Origin of the sequence: Streptomyces adelaidensis, assembly GCF_016598475.1 — a bacterium.
Classification (GTDB): Bacteria; Actinomycetota; Actinomycetes; order Streptomycetales; family Streptomycetaceae; genus Streptomyces; species Streptomyces adelaidensis.
In genome coordinates, this window is the sequence record NZ_JAEMUX010000026.1 from 54885 (window position 1) to 71909 (window position 17025).

General features: G+C 70.6%; 15 protein-coding genes, 1 tRNA gene and 1 pseudogene. 8 read left to right on the forward strand and 9 right to left on the reverse strand.

The annotated features are described in order from the left end of the window. Positions 1-92: 92 nt before the first annotated feature. Positions 93-761 (reverse strand): pentapeptide repeat-containing protein, encoded by a 669-nt coding sequence (locus I8N67_RS17535; protein WP_200304047.1) that lies wholly within the window; start codon positions 759-761, stop codon positions 93-95. Between the two features lie 149 nt (positions 762-910). On the opposite strand from I8N67_RS17535, the gene I8N67_RS17540 reads away from it, so the two are divergent. Then, positions 911-2167: an FAD-dependent oxidoreductase gene (locus tag I8N67_RS17540; protein ID WP_200304048.1), complete on the forward strand. Its 1257-nt coding sequence runs from the start codon at positions 911-913 to the stop codon at positions 2165-2167. A gap of 80 nt (positions 2168-2247) precedes the next feature. Next, on the forward strand, positions 2248-3219 hold the full coding sequence (locus I8N67_RS17545) for a zinc-binding dehydrogenase (protein ID WP_200304049.1): 972 nt from the start codon (positions 2248-2250) through the stop codon (positions 3217-3219). 186 nt (positions 3220-3405) lie between these two features. Here the strand turns inward: I8N67_RS17545 and I8N67_RS17550 are convergent, their stop codons facing one another. Next, positions 3406-4809, reverse strand: coding sequence for an NAD(P)/FAD-dependent oxidoreductase (locus I8N67_RS17550; protein WP_200304050.1), 1404 nt, complete (start codon positions 4807-4809; stop codon positions 3406-3408). Positions 4810-4874: 65 nt separating this feature from the next. Between I8N67_RS17550 and I8N67_RS17555 the strand changes: the two are divergent. Further along, positions 4875-5752, forward strand: a pseudogene (locus I8N67_RS17555) (aminoglycoside phosphotransferase family protein). A 54-nt stretch (positions 5753-5806) separates the two neighbouring features. Here I8N67_RS17555 and I8N67_RS17560 read toward each other — a convergent pair. Beyond that, positions 5807-5880 (reverse strand) — tRNA-Thr (locus I8N67_RS17560). A gap of 233 nt (positions 5881-6113) precedes the next feature. On the opposite strand from I8N67_RS17560, the gene I8N67_RS17565 reads away from it, so the two are divergent. The 3 genes from I8N67_RS17565 (at position 6114) to I8N67_RS17575 (ending at position 8825) form a co-directional block, all read left to right on the forward strand. Next, positions 6114-7250, forward strand: a complete 1137-nt coding sequence (locus tag I8N67_RS17565) for an ABC transporter ATP-binding protein (protein ID WP_200304051.1) — start codon at positions 6114-6116, stop codon at positions 7248-7250. 276 nt (positions 7251-7526) lie between these two features. Continuing rightward, on the forward strand, positions 7527-7976 hold the full coding sequence (locus I8N67_RS17570; protein ID WP_200304052.1) for a hypothetical protein: 450 nt from the start codon (positions 7527-7529) through the stop codon (positions 7974-7976). Positions 7977-8093: 117 nt separating this feature from the next. Continuing rightward, on the forward strand, positions 8094-8825 hold the full coding sequence (locus I8N67_RS17575) for a nucleotidyltransferase family protein (protein WP_200304053.1): 732 nt from the start codon (positions 8094-8096) through the stop codon (positions 8823-8825). A 195-nt stretch (positions 8826-9020) separates the two neighbouring features. On the opposite strand, the gene I8N67_RS17580 is transcribed toward I8N67_RS17575, so the two are convergent. From I8N67_RS17580 to I8N67_RS17605, 6 genes are all read right to left on the reverse strand, one after another. Beyond that, positions 9021-10721 (reverse strand): DoxX family membrane protein, encoded by a 1701-nt coding sequence (locus I8N67_RS17580; RefSeq protein WP_200304054.1) that lies wholly within the window; start codon positions 10719-10721, stop codon positions 9021-9023. Positions 10722-10826: 105 nt separating this feature from the next. After that, the gene (gene rlmB / locus I8N67_RS17585; RefSeq protein ID WP_200304055.1) at positions 10827-11768 is read right to left on the reverse strand and encodes a 23S rRNA (guanosine(2251)-2'-O)-methyltransferase RlmB; all 942 of its coding nucleotides are present in this window, start codon (positions 11766-11768) and stop codon (positions 10827-10829) included. A gap of 88 nt (positions 11769-11856) precedes the next feature. After that, entirely contained in the window at positions 11857-13260 is a 1404-nt protein-coding gene (gene cysS, locus I8N67_RS17590; RefSeq protein ID WP_200304056.1) for a cysteine--tRNA ligase, read from the reverse strand. Positions 13261-13403: 143 nt separating this feature from the next. Continuing rightward, entirely contained in the window at positions 13404-13904 is a 501-nt protein-coding gene (gene ispF / locus I8N67_RS17595; protein ID WP_200304057.1) for a 2-C-methyl-D-erythritol 2,4-cyclodiphosphate synthase, read from the reverse strand. Further along, positions 13894-14658 carry a 2-C-methyl-D-erythritol 4-phosphate cytidylyltransferase gene (gene ispD / locus I8N67_RS17600; protein ID WP_200304058.1) on the reverse strand — a complete coding sequence of 255 codons (765 nt, stop codon included), beginning with the start codon at positions 14656-14658 and terminating at the stop codon, positions 13894-13896. The genes ispF and ispD overlap by 11 nt, the downstream gene beginning before the upstream one ends. 397 nt (positions 14659-15055) lie before the next feature. Continuing rightward, the gene (locus I8N67_RS17605; RefSeq protein WP_200304059.1) at positions 15056-15538 is read right to left on the reverse strand and encodes a CarD family transcriptional regulator; all 483 of its coding nucleotides are present in this window, start codon (positions 15536-15538) and stop codon (positions 15056-15058) included. Between the two features lie 301 nt (positions 15539-15839). Between I8N67_RS17605 and I8N67_RS17610 the strand changes: the two genes are divergently transcribed. Beyond that, complete coding sequence (locus tag I8N67_RS17610) at positions 15840-16058, forward strand: hypothetical protein (protein WP_200304060.1); 219 nt, start codon at positions 15840-15842, stop codon at positions 16056-16058. Positions 16059-16306: 248 nt separating this feature from the next. Next, positions 16307-16996: a copper chaperone PCu(A)C gene (locus I8N67_RS17615; protein ID WP_200304061.1), complete on the forward strand. Its 690-nt coding sequence runs from the start codon at positions 16307-16309 to the stop codon at positions 16994-16996. Positions 16997-17025: the final 29 nt, after the last annotated feature.

Below are 17025 nucleotides of genomic sequence, written 5' to 3' on the forward strand. Positions count from 1 at the left end.
AAACGGGAGGGGGTCGAAGGGGCGCAGCCCCTGGGGGATGGGACGGGTGGGGGCGGCGGGGGCGAAAAAACCCACCACCCCCACAACCCACCTCACCCCTCCACCCGAATCCCCATCTCCCCCGCCAGCACCGGCGCCAACTCCATCAACTGAGCCGCACTGATCACAGCCCCCGACAACCGCCCCACCCCCCGAGCGATCTCCACAACCGCGGCCCCCCGCAAATCAACATCCACCAAACTCACCCCCCTCAAATCCACCCCCTTCAACACACACCCCGCAAACCCCACCCTCTCCAACCGCGCACCCCCAAAGTCCGGCTCAACAAGAACGCAGTCCTCAAAGACAACATCCTTGAGCCGAGCCTCCCGCAGGTTGAGGTAATCGATCTTCCCGCCCCGAACCACAACCCGCTCCAGCACACCCCCGTGCAACTGCACCCCACCCAGCCGAGCATCAACCACCTCGACGTCCCGCAACGTCGCCTCGGCCAGATCCGTCCCGACCCCCCGTATCCCGGTGAGCACACAGTCGAGAACCCGCGCCCGATGCAGCCGGGTCTCATCCAGCACACACCCGGTCAGCGCACAGTCCATGAACCGCGCACCCCCACCGTCCTGCCCCCCGAAGTCCTCCTCCCGGAACTCCAGCCCGTCGTAATCCCCGTCAGGCTCCAGCCCCTGCCCCGCATACGCCTCCAGCACCGGCAACCGCACCTCCGGCCGCCGAGCCGCCTTCACCACCGACCTCGCACGCACCATGCCCTCATCGTGCACCCCACCACTGACAATCCGCCCGACCTGCGAAAACGCACCACCGCACACCCACCCCCAGCCCCCATGTCACATTCCACCCGCCTCCCCCGGTCATCCACACAACCAAGGAACACCGACCCGAGGGAGCCCCACCCATGCACCGCACCCCACCCCCGCACACCCCCTCAGCCACCCCCCGCACCCGCCAAACCCCCCGCGCCCCCCTCACGATCATCGGCGGCGGCCTCGCCGGCCTCACCGCAGCCATCACCGCCGCCGAAGCAGGTGCGAAAGTCACCGTCTACGAGTCCCACCACACCCTCGGCGGCCGAGCCCGCACCGCCGAGGGCCCGTACCGCACGAACGACGGCCCGCACGCGCTCTACAACGGCGGCCCGCACTGGACGTGGCTCAGCCAACGGGACCTGATCGGCCCGCTCGCCCCCCTCCCGCCCCTGGAGGCCGCCCGGATGCGCCTGCATCACAAGGGCACCCTCCGCCGCACCCCACCGTTCGCGATGCTCAAGCTCCTGCGCCCACGCCGCATGGGCCACGACGCACCCGTCGACATCGACTTCCGCACCTGGGCGACCGAACAGGCGGGCGAGGAGGCCGCGCACGCCGCCGCCAACTACTCGGCGGTGGCGCTGTTCCACCACGACCCGGGCTCCCTCTCCGCCGCGTTCGTGCAGGAACGGCTGCGGCGGGCCACCAAGTTGCCCCCGGAGGCGCACTATCCGCGCGGCGGCTGGGGGGACGTCGTCGACCGGATGGCGGCCCGCGCCTGGAACCTCGGCGTCCGCATGGAGACCCTCAGCCGGGTGGACGGCCTCGACGCCCTCCGCGGCCACCGGCACCGCACCGGCCCGATCATCGTCGCCACCTCCCTCGACGCCGCCCGCCGCCTCCTCAAGGACGACTCGCTGACGTGGCCGAGCGGCCGTACCGTGCTCGTCGACCTCGCCGTCCGCACCCGCCGCGGCGACGCGTTCGCGGTCTCCGACCTGGACGCGCCCGGCTGGATCGAGCGCTTCACCGCGCAGGACCGCACGCTCGCCCCGGCCGGCGAGCAGTTGCTCCAGGGGCAGTTCCCGATCGGGCCGGACGAGTCGCGCGCGGACGGCGTCGCCCGCGCCGAGTACCTGCTCGACCTGGCCTTCCCCGGCTGGTGCGAGCGGATCACCTGGCGACGCGAGGCAACCTCGAACGGCCGTACGGGCGCGGTCGATCCGCCCGGCACCAGCTGGCGGGACCGCCCGGCCGTGGACCGTGGCGACGACGTCTACCTCGCGGGCGACCAGGTCGCGGCGCCGGGCGTCCTGTCCGAGGTGTCGTTCAACAGCGCCCTCGCGGCCGTATCGCTGGCGCTCGGCAGAAGGTCGAGGGACACCCTTGACCTCAAGCAAGCTTGAGGTCGGAGGCTGGGCTCACCGCTCCAGAGCGCGAGAACGCGAGAACGCGAGAACGCGAGAGAAACCCAAGGGGGAGCCCCATGCACGCCATCCGCCTGCACACCTTCGGCCCGGCCGAGAACCTCACGTACGAGAAGGTCGCGGACCCCGCCCCCGGCCCGGGTCAGGTCCGTATCGCCGTCGCCGCGGCCGGCGTACACCTGCTGGACACGGCCCTCCGCGAGGGGCACGCGGGCCCCGCCCCCGCACCGGAACTGCCCACCGTCCCCGGCCGGGAGGTCGCCGGCACCGTCGACGCCCTGGGCGCGGGCGCCCCGGAGCACTGGCTCGGCAAGCGGGTCACCGCCCACCTCGGCTTCGCACCCGGCGGTTACGCCGAACTGGCCGTCACCGGGGTCGAACGCCTGCACGAGATACCGGAGAACCTCGACTTCGCCGAGGCCGTCGCGATGATCGGCAGGGGCCGTACGGCGATGGGCGTCCTGCTCTTCGCCGAACCGGGCCCCGACGACGTGGTCGTGGTCCCGGCCGCGGCCGGCGGTCTCGGCACACTCCTCGTGCAGTACGCCAAGAACGCGGGCGCCACCGTCATCGGTCTGGCCGGCGGCCCCGACAAGACGGCCCAGGTCGCGGCGAACGGCGCCGACCTCGCCGTCGACTACACGGACCCGGCCTGGCCGGAGCAGGTCGCCGCGTACCGGGGGAAGGCCACGGTCGTCCTCGACGGGGTCGGCGGGGCGGTGGCGCGGGAGTGCGTCGCCCTGCTCGCCCCCGGCGGCAAGCACCTCTCCTTCGGCTGGTCGGCGGAGGGCATCAAGGACGGCGGACCGTACGTCGTCGAAGGCGTGACCCAGTCCGTCCTGGGCGAGGAGATGCGGCGCAGGGCGGGCGGCGACGACCCCATCCGCACTCTCGAACTCCGCGCCCTCGCCGAGGCCACCGCCGGCCGCCTCACCCCGGCCGTCCACCGCTTCCCCCTCGCCGAGGCGGCCGCCGCCCACCGCGCCCTGGAGAACCGGGGCACGACCGGAAAGGTCGTACTGGAGCCGTGAGCACCCCGGCCGGAACACGCACCCGACCACCACTGCGACCAAGACCCCGACGAGCGGCCCCGCCCCCCGCCGCTGGTGGGCCCTCGTCGCCCTCGTCCTTGCCCTCGCCCAGCTCATGGTGATCCTCGACGCGACGATCGTGGACATCGTCCTCCCGTCCGCGCGGCGAGAGCCGGCCCGGCGGCCTCACCCCCGCCCGGCCACCCGATCCGCCAGCCGTGCCAACCGCGACGACTCCCCCCGATGGGAGGCCGCCTCACGCCGGTCGGCGGTGCGATACGTCGCGTACATCCCCTGCACGCCCACCCACCGCAGCGGCTCCGGCTCCCACTTGCGCACCCGGTGGTTCACCCAGGGCAACGAGGTCAGCTCCGTCGCCCCGCCCTGTCCCGAGTCCTGCTGGACGAGATCGCGCAGGGTGCGGGCGGCGAGGTTGGTGGTGGCCACACCGGAGCCGACGTAACCGCCCGCCCAGCCGAGCCCCGTCGACCGGTCGAGGGTCACGGTCGCGCACCAGTCACGCGGCACCCCGAGCACCCCCGACCAGGCGTGCTCGACCTTCACCCCGGCCAGCGAGGGGAAGAATCGCACCAGGATCTCGCGCAACGCCTCGATCGTCGCCGGCTGCGTACGCCCGTCGTTGTCGGTCCGCGAGCCGAAGCGGTACGGGACTCCGCGCCCGCCGAGAGCGATGCGGCCGTCGGCGGTGCGCTGGGCGTACATGTACGCGTGCGCCATGTCGCCGAGCGTCTCGCGCCCCTCCCAGCCGATGCCGTCCCACTGCGCGGCGGTCAGCGGCTCGGTGGCGATCATCGAGGAGTTCATGGGCAGCCAGGTCCGCTTCTGCCCCTTGAGGTTCGCCGTGAACCCCTCCGTGCAGCGCAGCACATAGGGCGCCCGGACCGTCCCGTACGGCGTGACCGCGTGCCGGGGCCGGATCTCGGTGACCGGCGTCAGCTCGTGGATGGTCACCCCGAGCCCCTCGACGACGGCCGCCAGCCCCGTCACGAGCTTCACCGGATTCAGCCGGGCCCCGTGCGGAGTCCACGTCGACCCCACCGCACCGGCGACCCGGACCCGCTCGGCGGTCCCCCGGACGCCGTACACCTCACGGTCCTCCTCCCCGTACGACACCTCGTGCTCGTGAAACGCCTTGAGCCGCGCCAACTGGGCGGGAGTACAAGCGACTTCGAGCACGCCACCTCGATGGATGTCGGCCTCGACGCCCTCCTCCGCCGCCACCCGCACGACCTCACCGACCGTGTCGTTCATGGCCCGCTGAAGCCGCACCGCGGCCTCCCGCCCGTGCAGCCGCGCGTACCGGTCCCGCCCCGCGATCCCGTTGTAGAGCCAGCCGCCGTTGCGCCCGGAGGCCCCGTACCCGCAGAACTTCTGCTCCAGGACGGTGATCCGCAGAAAAGGCGCGGCCTTCTTCAGGTAATAGGCCGTCCACAGCCCGGTGTACCCACCCCCCACGATCACCACATCGGCGGACGCGTCACCGACCAGCGGCTCCCGCGGAACGGGGAGGCCGGCCTGCGCGTACCAGAAGGAGATACCACCGTTGACGGTCGCGTCCGTGCTGCTCATGGCCGGACGCTAACAGTCCGAAATCCGCACGCGAAGCGGCCCGGTGTCCCCGTACTGTCCCCGGCATGATCGATGTTCCGGAGGAACTGGCCGAGACTCAGGAAGAGATCAACGGAGAGGCGGGCCGGAAGTTCATCGCGGACCTTCCACAACTGGCCGCCGACTTCCTGGACCGCTGGGACCTACGCCTCGACGGCCCGCCCATGCACGGCATGTGCGCGTTGGTCCTGCCAGTGGCCGACAGGACCGACAACACCCCGGTGGTCCTCAAACTCCAGCTCCTGGACGACGAGAGCGAGGGTGAACCGATCGCCCTGCGCGTCTGGAACGGCGACGGGGCCGTACGACTCCTGCGGTACGACGACGCAACGGGCACCATGCTGCTCGAACGCCTCGACCCGGCACGGATGCTCACCCACGAGCCGGACTCCCGCGAGGCCGTCCTGGTCATCGCCCGCCTGCTGGCCCACCTGACCGCCGTCCCGGCCCCGCCGGACATGCGCCGCCTGTCCGACATCGCGGCCGGCCTGCTGACCCGCACCCCACCCGTCCTGACCCGTATCCCGGACCCGGCCGACCGCCGCCTGATCGCCGACTGCGCGGCAGCCGTACGCGAGGTCATCGACGAGCCCGGCGACCGTCTCCTCCACTGGGACCTGCACTTCGACAACGTCCTCGGCACCGACCGCGCCCCCTGGCTCGCCATCGACCCCAAGCCCCTCACCGGCGACCCGCCTTCGACCTCTGGCCCGCCCTCACCAACCGCTTCGACCCCACCGATCTCCCCTGGCGCTTCGACGCCATGACCGACACCCTCTCCCTGGACCGCCCCCGAGCCCGAGCCTGGACCCTCGCCCGAGCCCTCCAGAACACCCTCTGGGACATCGAAGAGGGCGGCACCCCCCACCCCACCACCCTCGAAACCGCCCGCCTCCTACGCTGACACCACGCCCCCCACAAAAAAAATCCCGGGCCACAAAAGTGACCCGGGACCCAGAGCCCCCTGTCGGATTCGAACCGACGACCTACGCATTACAAGTGCGTTGCTCTGGCCATCTGAGCTAAGGAGGCACCGCCCCGCGCGGGGGCGCCCGAGCAGTGTACCCACGTCACAGGGCGCACTCGTCGAAAATTTCCGCGAAGTTCACAGGGGTCCAGGTACTGACAGACCAGGTGAACGGGAGGTACCGTCCTGAGCCAGTCCACTCGTGTGGACTACACCACCGCGGAACCGTCCGTGGTGGCTCACCACCTTTACTCGGACCGTCCGGCACGTTCCTGCCGGTGAAGGGGGCCTGCGACCCATGGCCACAGTTTCGTTCGACAAGGCGACCCGTATTTACCCGGGTTCCACCAAGCCCGCCGTAGACGCACTCGAGATCGAGATCGAGGACGGCGAGTTCCTCGTCCTGGTCGGCCCGTCCGGTTGCGGCAAGTCCACCTCGCTCCGCATGCTCGCGGGGCTCGAGGACGTGAACGGCGGCGCCATCCGCATCGGTGACCGCGACGTCACGCACCTGCCGCCGAAGGACCGGGACATCGCCATGGTGTTCCAGAACTACGCGCTCTACCCGCACATGACCGTCGCCGACAACATGGGCTTCGCGCTCAAGATCGCCGGCGTCAACAAGGCGGAGATCCGGCAGAAGGTCGAAGAGGCCGCGAAGATCCTCGACCTCACCGAGTACCTGGACCGCAAGCCGAAGGCCCTCTCCGGTGGTCAGCGCCAGCGTGTCGCCATGGGCCGCGCCATCGTGCGTGAGCCCCAGGTGTTCCTCATGGACGAGCCGCTGTCGAACCTCGACGCCAAGCTCCGCGTCTCGACCCGTACGCAGATCGCGTCGCTCCAGCGCCGCCTCGGCATCACCACCGTCTACGTCACCCACGACCAGGTCGAGGCCATGACGATGGGCGACCGTGTGGCGGTCCTCAAGGACGGTCTGCTCCAGCAGGTCGACACCCCGCGCAACATGTACGACCGCCCGGCCAACCTCTTCGTCGCCGGCTTCATCGGCTCCCCGGCCATGAACCTGGTCGAGGTCCCGATCACCGACGGCGGCGTGAAGTTCGGCAACAGCGTCGTCCCGGTCAACCGTGACGCCCTGAAGGCCGCCTCCGACAAGGGCGACCGCACGGTGACCGTCGGTGTCCGTCCGGAGCACTTCGACATCGTCGAGCATGACGGTTCCGTCGCCTCCGCCCTGACGAAGGACACCGACGACGCCCCGGCCGGCCTCGCCGTCACCGTCAACGTCGTCGAGGAGCTCGGCGCCGACGGTTACGTCTACGGCACCGCCGAGGTCGGCGGCGAGACCAAGGACCTCGTGGTCCGCGTCAACGGCCGCCAGGTCCCGGAGAAGGGCGCCACGCTGCACGTCGTGCCCCGTCCGGGCGAGAACCACGTGTTCTCGACCTCCACGGGCGAGCGTCTCTCCGACTGAATCGCCTGAACTGCCCGAACTGCCTGATCCGACGCCGACCGGAGCGCACGGTCACGATCGTGCGCGAAACCACCGGCTCGGGATAAATCACCCAGGTTGACGAAGAAGGCCCCGCAAACCTCTGCGGGGCCTTTTTCACGGCCACCAACTACCCCGGCAAATCAACCAATTTCGACCACTGTTCGTCAACGCGCCACCCACAAAGCCGCGGCTCGACATCCCCCATACCGGTGACCCGCTGTCTCCATATCGCTACCCCACGCTACGCTCACTCGCGTGAAGCACACCCACACCTACACCCAACGGACGCGACACGGCCGTGGCCCCGCCCACCGCATCGGCCGCTCCCTCGCCCTCGTCCTGCCTGTCGTCCTGGTCCTCTCCGGCACCCTCGCGGTCACCCGGGTCAACTGGTCGGGGGCCGACACCGCGGAGTCGGTCCTCGCCGCCTCGGAGGTCTCCCAGCGCAAGAAGATCCGCGCCGCGCACGAGGTGCTGCGCGACAAGCTCCTCGTCGAGCTACAGGAGGAGGACCCCGGCGTCGCCCTCACCCACCTCCAGCAGGCGGTGAACGGCCGCCCGGCACTGGCGAAGCACTGCACGTCCATCGCCCGCGCCCTCGGCCGCGCCGCCGTCCGCGCCTACGGCCCCACCCGCGCCCAGTCGTACGCCCGCCCGGTCTGCGACACCTCCTTCGCGACAGGAGTGACCGCCCAGTACAGCTGAGGCCCCACAGGGCTCGTCAAGGCTCCGAAGGATCCCCAAGGGACCAGGGCTCGCACCCCCCGTACACCGACCCCAGGGCCGTGCTCCCGTGAACGGGGCGCCACGTACAGTTCGGGCATGACCGATCCGAACGCCGCGTCGCGCCCCGTTCAAGCCGTGATCCTGGCCGGTGGCCAGGGCTCCCGGCTGCGTCCGTACACCGATGACCGGCCCAAGCCCATGGTCGAGATCCCCGGCACCGGCACGCCGATCATCGGCCATCAGCTCACCTGGCTCGCCGAGGAGGGCGTGACCGACGTGGTCGTCTCCTGCGGCCACCTCGCCGACGTCCTGGAGAAGTGGCTGGACTCGGCCGACCTGCCGGTCCGCGTCACCACGGTCATAGAGTCGGAGCCCCTGGGCCGCGGCGGAGGCCTCAAGTACGCCGCCGCCCACCTCCCGCACCCCGACCGCGCCTGGTACGCCACCAACGGCGACATCTGGACCCGCTTCTCGCTCCGCGACATGGCGGACTTCCACACCGAGCGCGACGCCGTCGCCACACTCGCCCTCGCCCGCCCCCGCATCCCCTGGGGCGCCGTCAAGACGGACGGCTTCGGCCGCGTCACGGACTTCATCGAGGCCCCGCCCACGACGAACGAGATCAACGCAGGCGTCTACGTCTTCGCCCCCGAGTTCGCCGGTCTCCTCCCCGAACGCGGCGACCACGAACGCACCACCTTCCCCCGCCTGGCCCGAGAACGCCGCCTCGCCGGCTTCCCCATCCCCCAGGGCGCGTACTGGCGAGCCATCGACACGGCGAAGGACCTGACAGAGGCCGCGAAGGAACTGGCGGCCCTGGGCCGCTAGAGCACCTGGCAAGGCCTGAGGCGCACCCCTCAAGGGCGCGGGGAACCGCGCGACCAGCCACCCACGGCCCCGCACCCGCCACACCACAGCCCCACCCGAGCTCTCAGGCGCCCACCTCCCACCCGACAATGGGCCCCGCGCAAACCACACGCGGGGCCCATCCACACATCAACGCATCGGCGCGGCCGACGGAACCTACCCGAGCAACCCCCCCACCAGCCCAGGCTGCCCACCCGAAGAGCTCCCACCGGAGGAGGAGCCACCGGTGGACCCAGCCCCCCCGTTCGTACCGCCGGAGGCGCCCGCGCCCCCACTGGAAGTCGGCCCCGCGGTAGTACTCGGCGCCTGCTCGACCGGCGCCGACTGCTGCGGCGGCACCTGCCCGGCCGTAGCCCCCTGCGTCTGGCTCGGCTGCCCTCCCGAAGCCGTACCCGCCGTACTCCGCGTGGCCCCCGGCGTCGTGGCCGCCTGCGAAGGCCGTGCCGAAGTAGCGCCCGCGCTGGGCGAGTTGGACGCGGAAGGGGTGTTCTCGCCGAGCTTGCCGCGCTCACCCGGCAGCGGCGACCCCGGCAGTTCGTTGCGCGGCGCCTCCCCCGGCCCGGGGACGACGATCCGGTCGGCGTCCCGCACGGCCCCGCCGAGCACGGACCCCACCAGCAGCGTCAGCCCGACGACGATCGCGGTGACGAGGACGCCCCGGCGCAGTACGTACCGCCGCAGCTCCCAGATGTCGGCGCGCGGCCCGAGCGTGCGCCAGGCGCCGCCCGCAAGCCGTCCGTCGACGGAGTACACCGGCGCGCCCGCGATGATCAGCGGGGACCAGGCGGCGAGGTAGATGATGTCGGGCGTCTCGTAGACGGGAACGGTCTTCCAGCTGACGGTGACGAGCAGCGCGGCCGACAGCAGCGCCCCGGCCCCGGCGGCGACCCGCTGCCACAGTCCGAGGACGGTGAGCACGCCGACGACGACCTGTGCGAAGGCGATGACGAGCCCGGCGCCCACGGGGTGTTCGAGGGCGAACTGCCGCAGTGGCTCGGCGACCTCCCACGGGTGCAGCGTGTTCAGCCACTTCACCATGGAGCCGCGCTTGCCGCCGTCGAAGTAGTGCGGGTCGCAGAGCTTGCCCATGCCGGCGTAGATGGAGATGAAGCCGAGGAAGACGCGCAACGGCAGCAGCACCACGCCGAGGTTCATCCGGCGGCCGGGGTAATAGGCGTGCCGGACGGGCTCGTTGCCGGTCCGTCGCCCGCTCCGCTCACCCGCGCCGTCGGCGTCGTCGTACTGGTCCTCGAACTCCTCGTCCGCGTAGGCGTCCTCGCCGTACCGCGCCCGGTCGTACCGAGGTTCGTCGTATGTGCTGCCGACCTCGCGCATGGTGGGCAGCAGGCGGGTGCCGTCGGGGGCGGCGTGGTCGCCGTGGGTGCGCTGGTTGCCCACGATGGGCGTCTCCACGGTCTCGACCGTCAAGTCGGCGTCGTAACGCCTGCTTTCGGTGTCGTAGCCGTGGCCGACGCCCGCGCCGCGTACCGCCTGGAGGAGCCGGTGCGCTCCGGTGTCGTCCGGCGCGGACTTCCCGCTCCAGACGACAGGTGCGCGCCGGCGCCCGGCGGCCGGCGCGCCGACGCGGCCCGCCGTACCCACGACCGGGATGCGCGTGGTGTCCTCGCCGGTGCTCAAGTGCCGAGCGACACGCGGGGACGCCCGCGTAGAGACGCCCAACTGCACGCGGAAACTCGCGTGGTTGACGATGACCTGCGCCGGATCGCTCGGCACCTTCACCATGCTCAGCGCGGGAGCGTCGTCGAATCCCGAATCGAATCCCGAATCGAATCCCGAATCGAATCCCGACGAACGGTCCCCCGTGGGTGTGCGGGGTGTTCTGGTGTCCACACTCATCTAACCGAGTGACGTGACGTTAGGACACTGCTTTGACCGCCCCGATGTGTCCGGACCCCGTCAAGGTGATCCAGAACGCCCCGAACCCCCAGCTGATGCCCCTTTTCAGGCCCTGCGCCGAGACGCCTCGTACAGCACAACACCCGCCGCCACACCGGCGTTCAACGACTCGGCGCCACCCGGCATCGGGATCCGCACGCGGAAGTCGCAGGTCTCGCTGACGAGTCGGGACAGGCCCTTGCCCTCGCTACCGACCACGATGACGACCGGGCCGCCGAGCGCCTCCAGTTCACCGACCTCGACCTCGCCGTCGGCGGCGAGTCCGACCACGGCGACGCCCGCCTTCTTGTACATCTCCAGTGCGCGCGTCAGATTGGTGGCGCGGGCGACGGGCGTACGGGCGGCCGTGCCGGCGGACGACTTCCAGGCACCGGCGGTCATGCCGGCCGCACGCCGCTCGGGTACGACGACGCCGTGGCCGCCGAACGCGGAGACGGACCGGACGACGGCGCCGAGGTTGCGCGGGTCGGTGACGCCGTCGAGAGCGACGATCAGCGGGTCCTCGCCGTCGTCGAACGCGGCGGTCACCAGGTCCTCCGGGTGCGCGTACTCGTACGGCGGGACCTGGAGGACGAGGCCCTGGTGGTTGAGGCCGTTGGTCATGCGGTCCAGCTCGGGGCGCGGCGCCTCCATGAGGTGGATGCCGCCGCGCTCGGCGACGAGCTGGAGCGCCTCGCGCACCCGCTCGTCGTTGTCGATGAACTGCTGGACGTAGAGCGTCGAGGCGGGCACGCCCTCGCGCAGCGCCTCGACGACCGGGTTGCGTCCGACGACCATCTCGGACGTGCCCTTGCCGCCACGGCCGCGCGGCGCGGGGCGGCGCGCGGCCTGCTTGGCCTTGGCGGTCGCGATGCGGTTCTTCTTGTGCTTCTTGCGCAGCTCGGCGGGCGGGGTCGGACCCTTGCCCTCCAGGCCCTTGCGCCGCTGGCCGCCACTGCCGACCTGCGCGCCCTTCTTGCCGGACATGCGGCGGTTGTTAGCGGCCATGACCTACCCGTCTCTGAGAAAGCGTTCGTACGTACGTAATGAAGTGTGCCGCCCGGACAGCCGGACGGCACAATCGATCAAGAAAGGCTCAGCGCGGGCCGAGCGTCCAGCGGGGGCCCTGCGGGCCGTCCTCGATGACCAGACCCGACTGGTTGAGCTGGTCGCGGATGGCGTCCGCGGTGGCCCAGTCCTTGCGGCCGCGGGCGGCCTCGCGCTGCTGGAGGACCAGCCCGACGAGCGTGTCGACGACACCGTGCAGGTCGTCGCCGCGGTCGCCGCCGTCACCGGCCCAGTGCTCGTCCAGCGGGTCGAGGCCGAGGACGGCGAGCATGGCCCGCACCTCGGCGAGCCGCGCCACGGCGGCTTCCTTGTCGTCGGCGGCCAGCGCGCTGTTGCCCTGCCGGACCGTGGTGTGCACGATGGCGAGCGCCTGCGGCACCCCGAGGTCGTCGTCCATCGCGTCGGCGAACGCCGGCGGCACCTCGGCCGCGGGCTCCACGACCCCGCCCGCCTTCTCGACGACCCGCTGCACGAACCCCTCGATACGGGCGAACGCCGACTCGGCCTCGCGCAGGGCCTCCTCGCTGTACTCGATCATCGACCGGTAGTGCGGGGTGCCCAGGTAGTACCGGAGCACGATGGGGCGCCAGTGCTTGACCATCTCCGACACGAGGACGGAGTTGCCCAGCGACTTGGACATCTTCTCGCCGCTCATGGTGACCCAGGCGTTGTGCACCCAGTACTTGGCGAACTCGTCGCCGTACGCCTTGGCCTGTGCGATCTCGTTCTCGTGGTGCGGGAAGATCAGGTCGAGGCCGCCGCCGTGGATGTCGAAGGCGGTGCCCAGGTACTTGTGGGCCATGGCCGAGCACTCCAGGTGCCAGCCGGGGCGCCCACGGCCCCAGGGCGTCTCCCAGGTGGGCTCCCCTGGCTTCGCCGATTTCCACATGGCGAAGTCACGCGGGTCGCGCTTGCCCGTCTCCCCGTCCCCTGACGGCTGGAGGAGGTTGTCGAGCTCCTGGTTGGACAGCCGCAGATACTCGGGGAACGACCGCACGTCGAAGTAGACGTTCCCGTCCACCTCGTACGCGTGTCCGCGCTCGATGAGCCCGCGCATCATCTCGACCATCTCGGTCACATGCCCGGTGGCACGCGGCTCGTAGGTCGGCGGCAGGCAACCGAGCACGCCGTAACCGTCGTTGAACGCGCGCTCGTTCTCGTAGCCGATCGACCACCACGGGCGGCCCTGGTCGGCCGACTTCGCGATGATCTTGTCGTCGATGTCCGTGACGTTCCGGATGAACGTCACGTCGTATCCGCGGTACTCGAACCACCGGCGCATGATGTCGAAGTTGAGCCCCGAGCGGATGTGACCGATGTGCGGGGCCGCCTGCACCGTGGCGCCACAGAGGTAGATCGAGACGCAACCCGGCGTGAGCGGGGCGAAGTCACGGATCTGCCGGGCGCTGGTGTCGTACAGGCGAATAGTCACGCCTCCAGGGTAGTGGGCGAGCAACCGTGCCCCGCGCCCCTGTGGACAAGGACCACCCATTCGTGACGTACGCACCCCACGCCCCAAGGGGCGCGGGGAACCGCGCGATCGGCCACGACGAATCCCGCGGCCGAGAACCGGGCTCAGCCCAGCCGTACGACCAACGCCGTGGCCACCGCCATCAACCCCTCACCCCGCCCCGGGAAGCCCAGCCCGTCCGTCGTCGCGCCGGACACCGAGACCGGCGCCCCCACGACCTCCGAAAGCAGCTTCTGCGCCTCGTCCCGCCGCTTGCCGATCTTCGGCCGAGCCCCGATCACCTGCACCGCGACATTGCCGATGGTGAACCCGCCGGCCCGCACGATCCGCGCGGCCTCCGCCAGCAACGTCACCCCCGACGCCCCGGCCCACTCGGGCCGCCCGGTGCCGAAGTGCTGCCCCAGGTCACCGAGTCCGGCCGCGGAGAACAGCGCGTTGCACGCGGCGTGCGCGACGACGTCCGCGTCGGAGTGCCCGGCCAGGCCCGGCCCCTCCCCGTCCCACTTCAGCCCGGCGCACCACAGCTCCCGCCCCTCCTCGAAGGCGTGGATGTCGGTGCCGATCCCGACCTGCGGCAACATCACCGTCGGCGGTTCAGAACCCATCGTTCAGCCTCCTGCGCGCCAGTACCGCCTCCGCGAGGACCAGATCCAGCGGCCGCGTGACCTTGAACGCCTCCTCGTGCCCGGGCACGACCACGACCCCGAGGCCGAGCCGCTCCACCATGCTCGCGTCGTCCGTCACCTCACCGGCGACCGTCTCGTGCGCCCGCACCAGGGTCTCCCGGTCGAACCCCTGCGGCGTCTGCACCGCCCGCAGCCGCGCGCGCTCCGGCGTGGCGACGACCGGCTCCGGCGCGCCGGGCGCGCCCGCCGGCTCGACCTCCTTGACCGTGTCGGCCAGCGGCAACGCGGGCACCACGGCCGGCGCGCCGTCCCGTACGGCCTCGATGACGGCGTCGACCGTGTCGACGGGCACCAGGGGGCGGGCCGCGTCGTGGACGAGGACGATGTCGTAGCCGGGCGGCAGCGCGTCGAGGCCGTGCCTCACCGACTCCTGGCGCGACTCACCACCCGGGACCACGAGGAAGTCGGTCCGCTCGGGCAGCGCGTGCGCGTCGAGCAGGGTCTTGACCTCGGCGGCGCCGTCGGGCGGCGCCACGACGATCACCAGGGAGACGGCTCGGGACGCGGCCATGGCCCGTACCGCGTGGATGAGCATCGGGGTGCCGTTCAGCGCGCGCAGCGCTTTGGGGGCGCCGGGTCCGAGGCGTACGCCCCGGCCGGCGGCCGGGATCACGGCCGCCGTACGTGTCCCCGTACCGGTTCCGGAAGGCGAAGGGCGCGAATCGTCAGACATCGGTTCCTGTCAGGTTTGTGTGCTCGGCCTACGTGGGTATGGCCACAGCGTGCCGGGCGCGACGCCTTGACCGGACCCTTCCGTGACATCTGGTCGAGCCAGCTGCCCGGGCCCGGCACGCCAAGTAGGAGTACTTGTGAGTACCAAGTAGGAGTACTTGTGAGTACCGGGATACGCCAAGTATCGGGGACCCCGCCTCGACTCGACGTACGTACGCGGCATCCGGATTCGGTGTCCGCGTCCGCACATGATGTTCGGCGCCCGGACATGAACATGCCGCAGCGCCCGGCGACAATACGTATGTCATCGGGCACCGCGGCATTTCACTGTGCTGCGCTGAACTGTGGTGTTGCGCTGAGCGACTGAGCGGGCTGGATGCCTGCCTCAGGGGCGTCAGTCAGGACGCGAGAACCTCGTCGAGCAGGGCCTCGGCTTTGTCCTCGTTCGTGTTCTCCGCGAGGGCGAGCTCGCTCACCAGGATCTGGCGGGCCTTGGCGAGCATGCGCTTCTCACCGGCGGAGAGTCCGCGCTCGCGCTCACGACGCCACAGGTCACGTACGACTTCCGCGACCTTGATGACATCGCCGGAGGCGAGCTTCTCCAGGTTTGCCTTGTAGCGACGCGACCAGTTCGTGGGCTCCTCGGCATACGGTGCGCGCAGCACCTCGAAGACCCGGTCCAGGCCGTCTTGACCGACCACATCACGCACGCCGACGAACTCCGCATTGTCCGCTGGCACACGCACCGTCAGGTCGCCCTGGGCGACCTTGAGCACCAAGTAGGTCTTGTCCACGCCTTTGATCTCACGAGTTTCGATAGCCTCGATCAGCGCGGCCCCGTGATGGGGATAGACCACGGTGTCGCCAACCTTGAACGTCATGTGACAGGTACCCCTTCCGTGGCTATCCAGGGTAACACGGAAACGACGGGTTCTGAATGGCGTTTTCGCAGGTCAGGGCATATCTCGGGGCTTGACAACAGTAACAGGAACGTGCTGCGGAGGCCGAACGGAAGTGGGTATTCGCAGGTCGGAGCGGCTCTCCAGGCACAGAGAAACCCGCACGTTACACGCATCCGGAGGGCTTCCCGACCGCCCTAACGTCCCACTTTGTCCGACTCCAAGTGTGCGACTTCCGCTACTCCGTTCGGTGCGCGGAGTCGGGTACGAGACGAATCCTGAATTGATCAAGGAGTTCGATCTCCTGCGGCTGTTCCGCCGTTACCGGATCGTGTTCCTACGGCTTCCCGCAGCGTTCTGGTGGCGTTCCGGCGGCGTTCCGGCCGGTGATCGATTTTCCGTACCGCTCGGTATTCCGTGCCGAAATCCAGGGCCGGTGGCGAAGGCATGGATGAGCGCATGGATGAGCGCATGGATGAAGGCATGGATGGTGGTTATGTGAATGCCGGACGAGTACATGACGAAGTGGGCACCGAAGAGAGTGCCGACTACTCGTGGGCTGCTTTGCCGTGAGCCGGCGGCGGCCTCGCCGGTCACTCACCGGTGACTTGCCGCGTGCTTGGGGAGGGTCGGGTGCGGTGGCGGAGGACCGGCTCGGTAACCTAAGCCCGCTGACAGACCCTTAGCGCGGCTTTACAGATGTGGGGCCGCAGTCCCCGTACCGCCCACGTTCAAGGAGTAGCCGCCGCCGTGAGCAGCAGCCTTCGACGCGGCGCACTCGCCGCCGCCGCCCTCGCGTTCTCGATCGCCTCGCTCGCCGCGTGCAGCGCCGGCAGCAATGCCCAGACGCTCCAGGTCAGGCCGGACAACGCGGCCACCACCGTCGGCGACGTCAAGATCCAGAACGCGATCGTGGTCACCCAGCCCGGCACGGAGACCGAGGGCCCGGCCGTCGTCTCCGCGACCCTGTTCAACAACGCCACGACCGACCAGACCCTGGACTCCATCACCGTGGAGGGCGCCGGCGCCGCCGAGATCACCCCGGTCAAGGGTGAGGGCGAGGGCGGCAAGGTCGTCGTACCGGCCGGCGGTTCCGTCGTCCTCGGCGGCGAGGGCAACGCCTCCGCGGTCCTGACGGAGCTCACCGAGGCGGTCGAGGAAGGCAACGCCCAGAAGGTCACCTTCACCTTCAGCGAGACCGGTGAGGTCGGCCTGCGCGCCTTCGTCGTGCCCGCCGAGCACTACTTCGAGAAGTGGGGCCCGACGGACATCCCCGAGGCCCCCACCGCCGACCCCACGCCGTCCGACGACGCCTCCGGCTCCCCGTCCGCGTCCGGCTCGCCGTCCGACGAGGAGGGCACCACCGAGGAGGAGGGCACCGCCGCCGGCTCGACGGCCTCCCCGTCCACCTCGGAGTCGCAGGAGACTGCCGGCCACTGAGGTACAGGTACGGACACCTACGCCGAAGG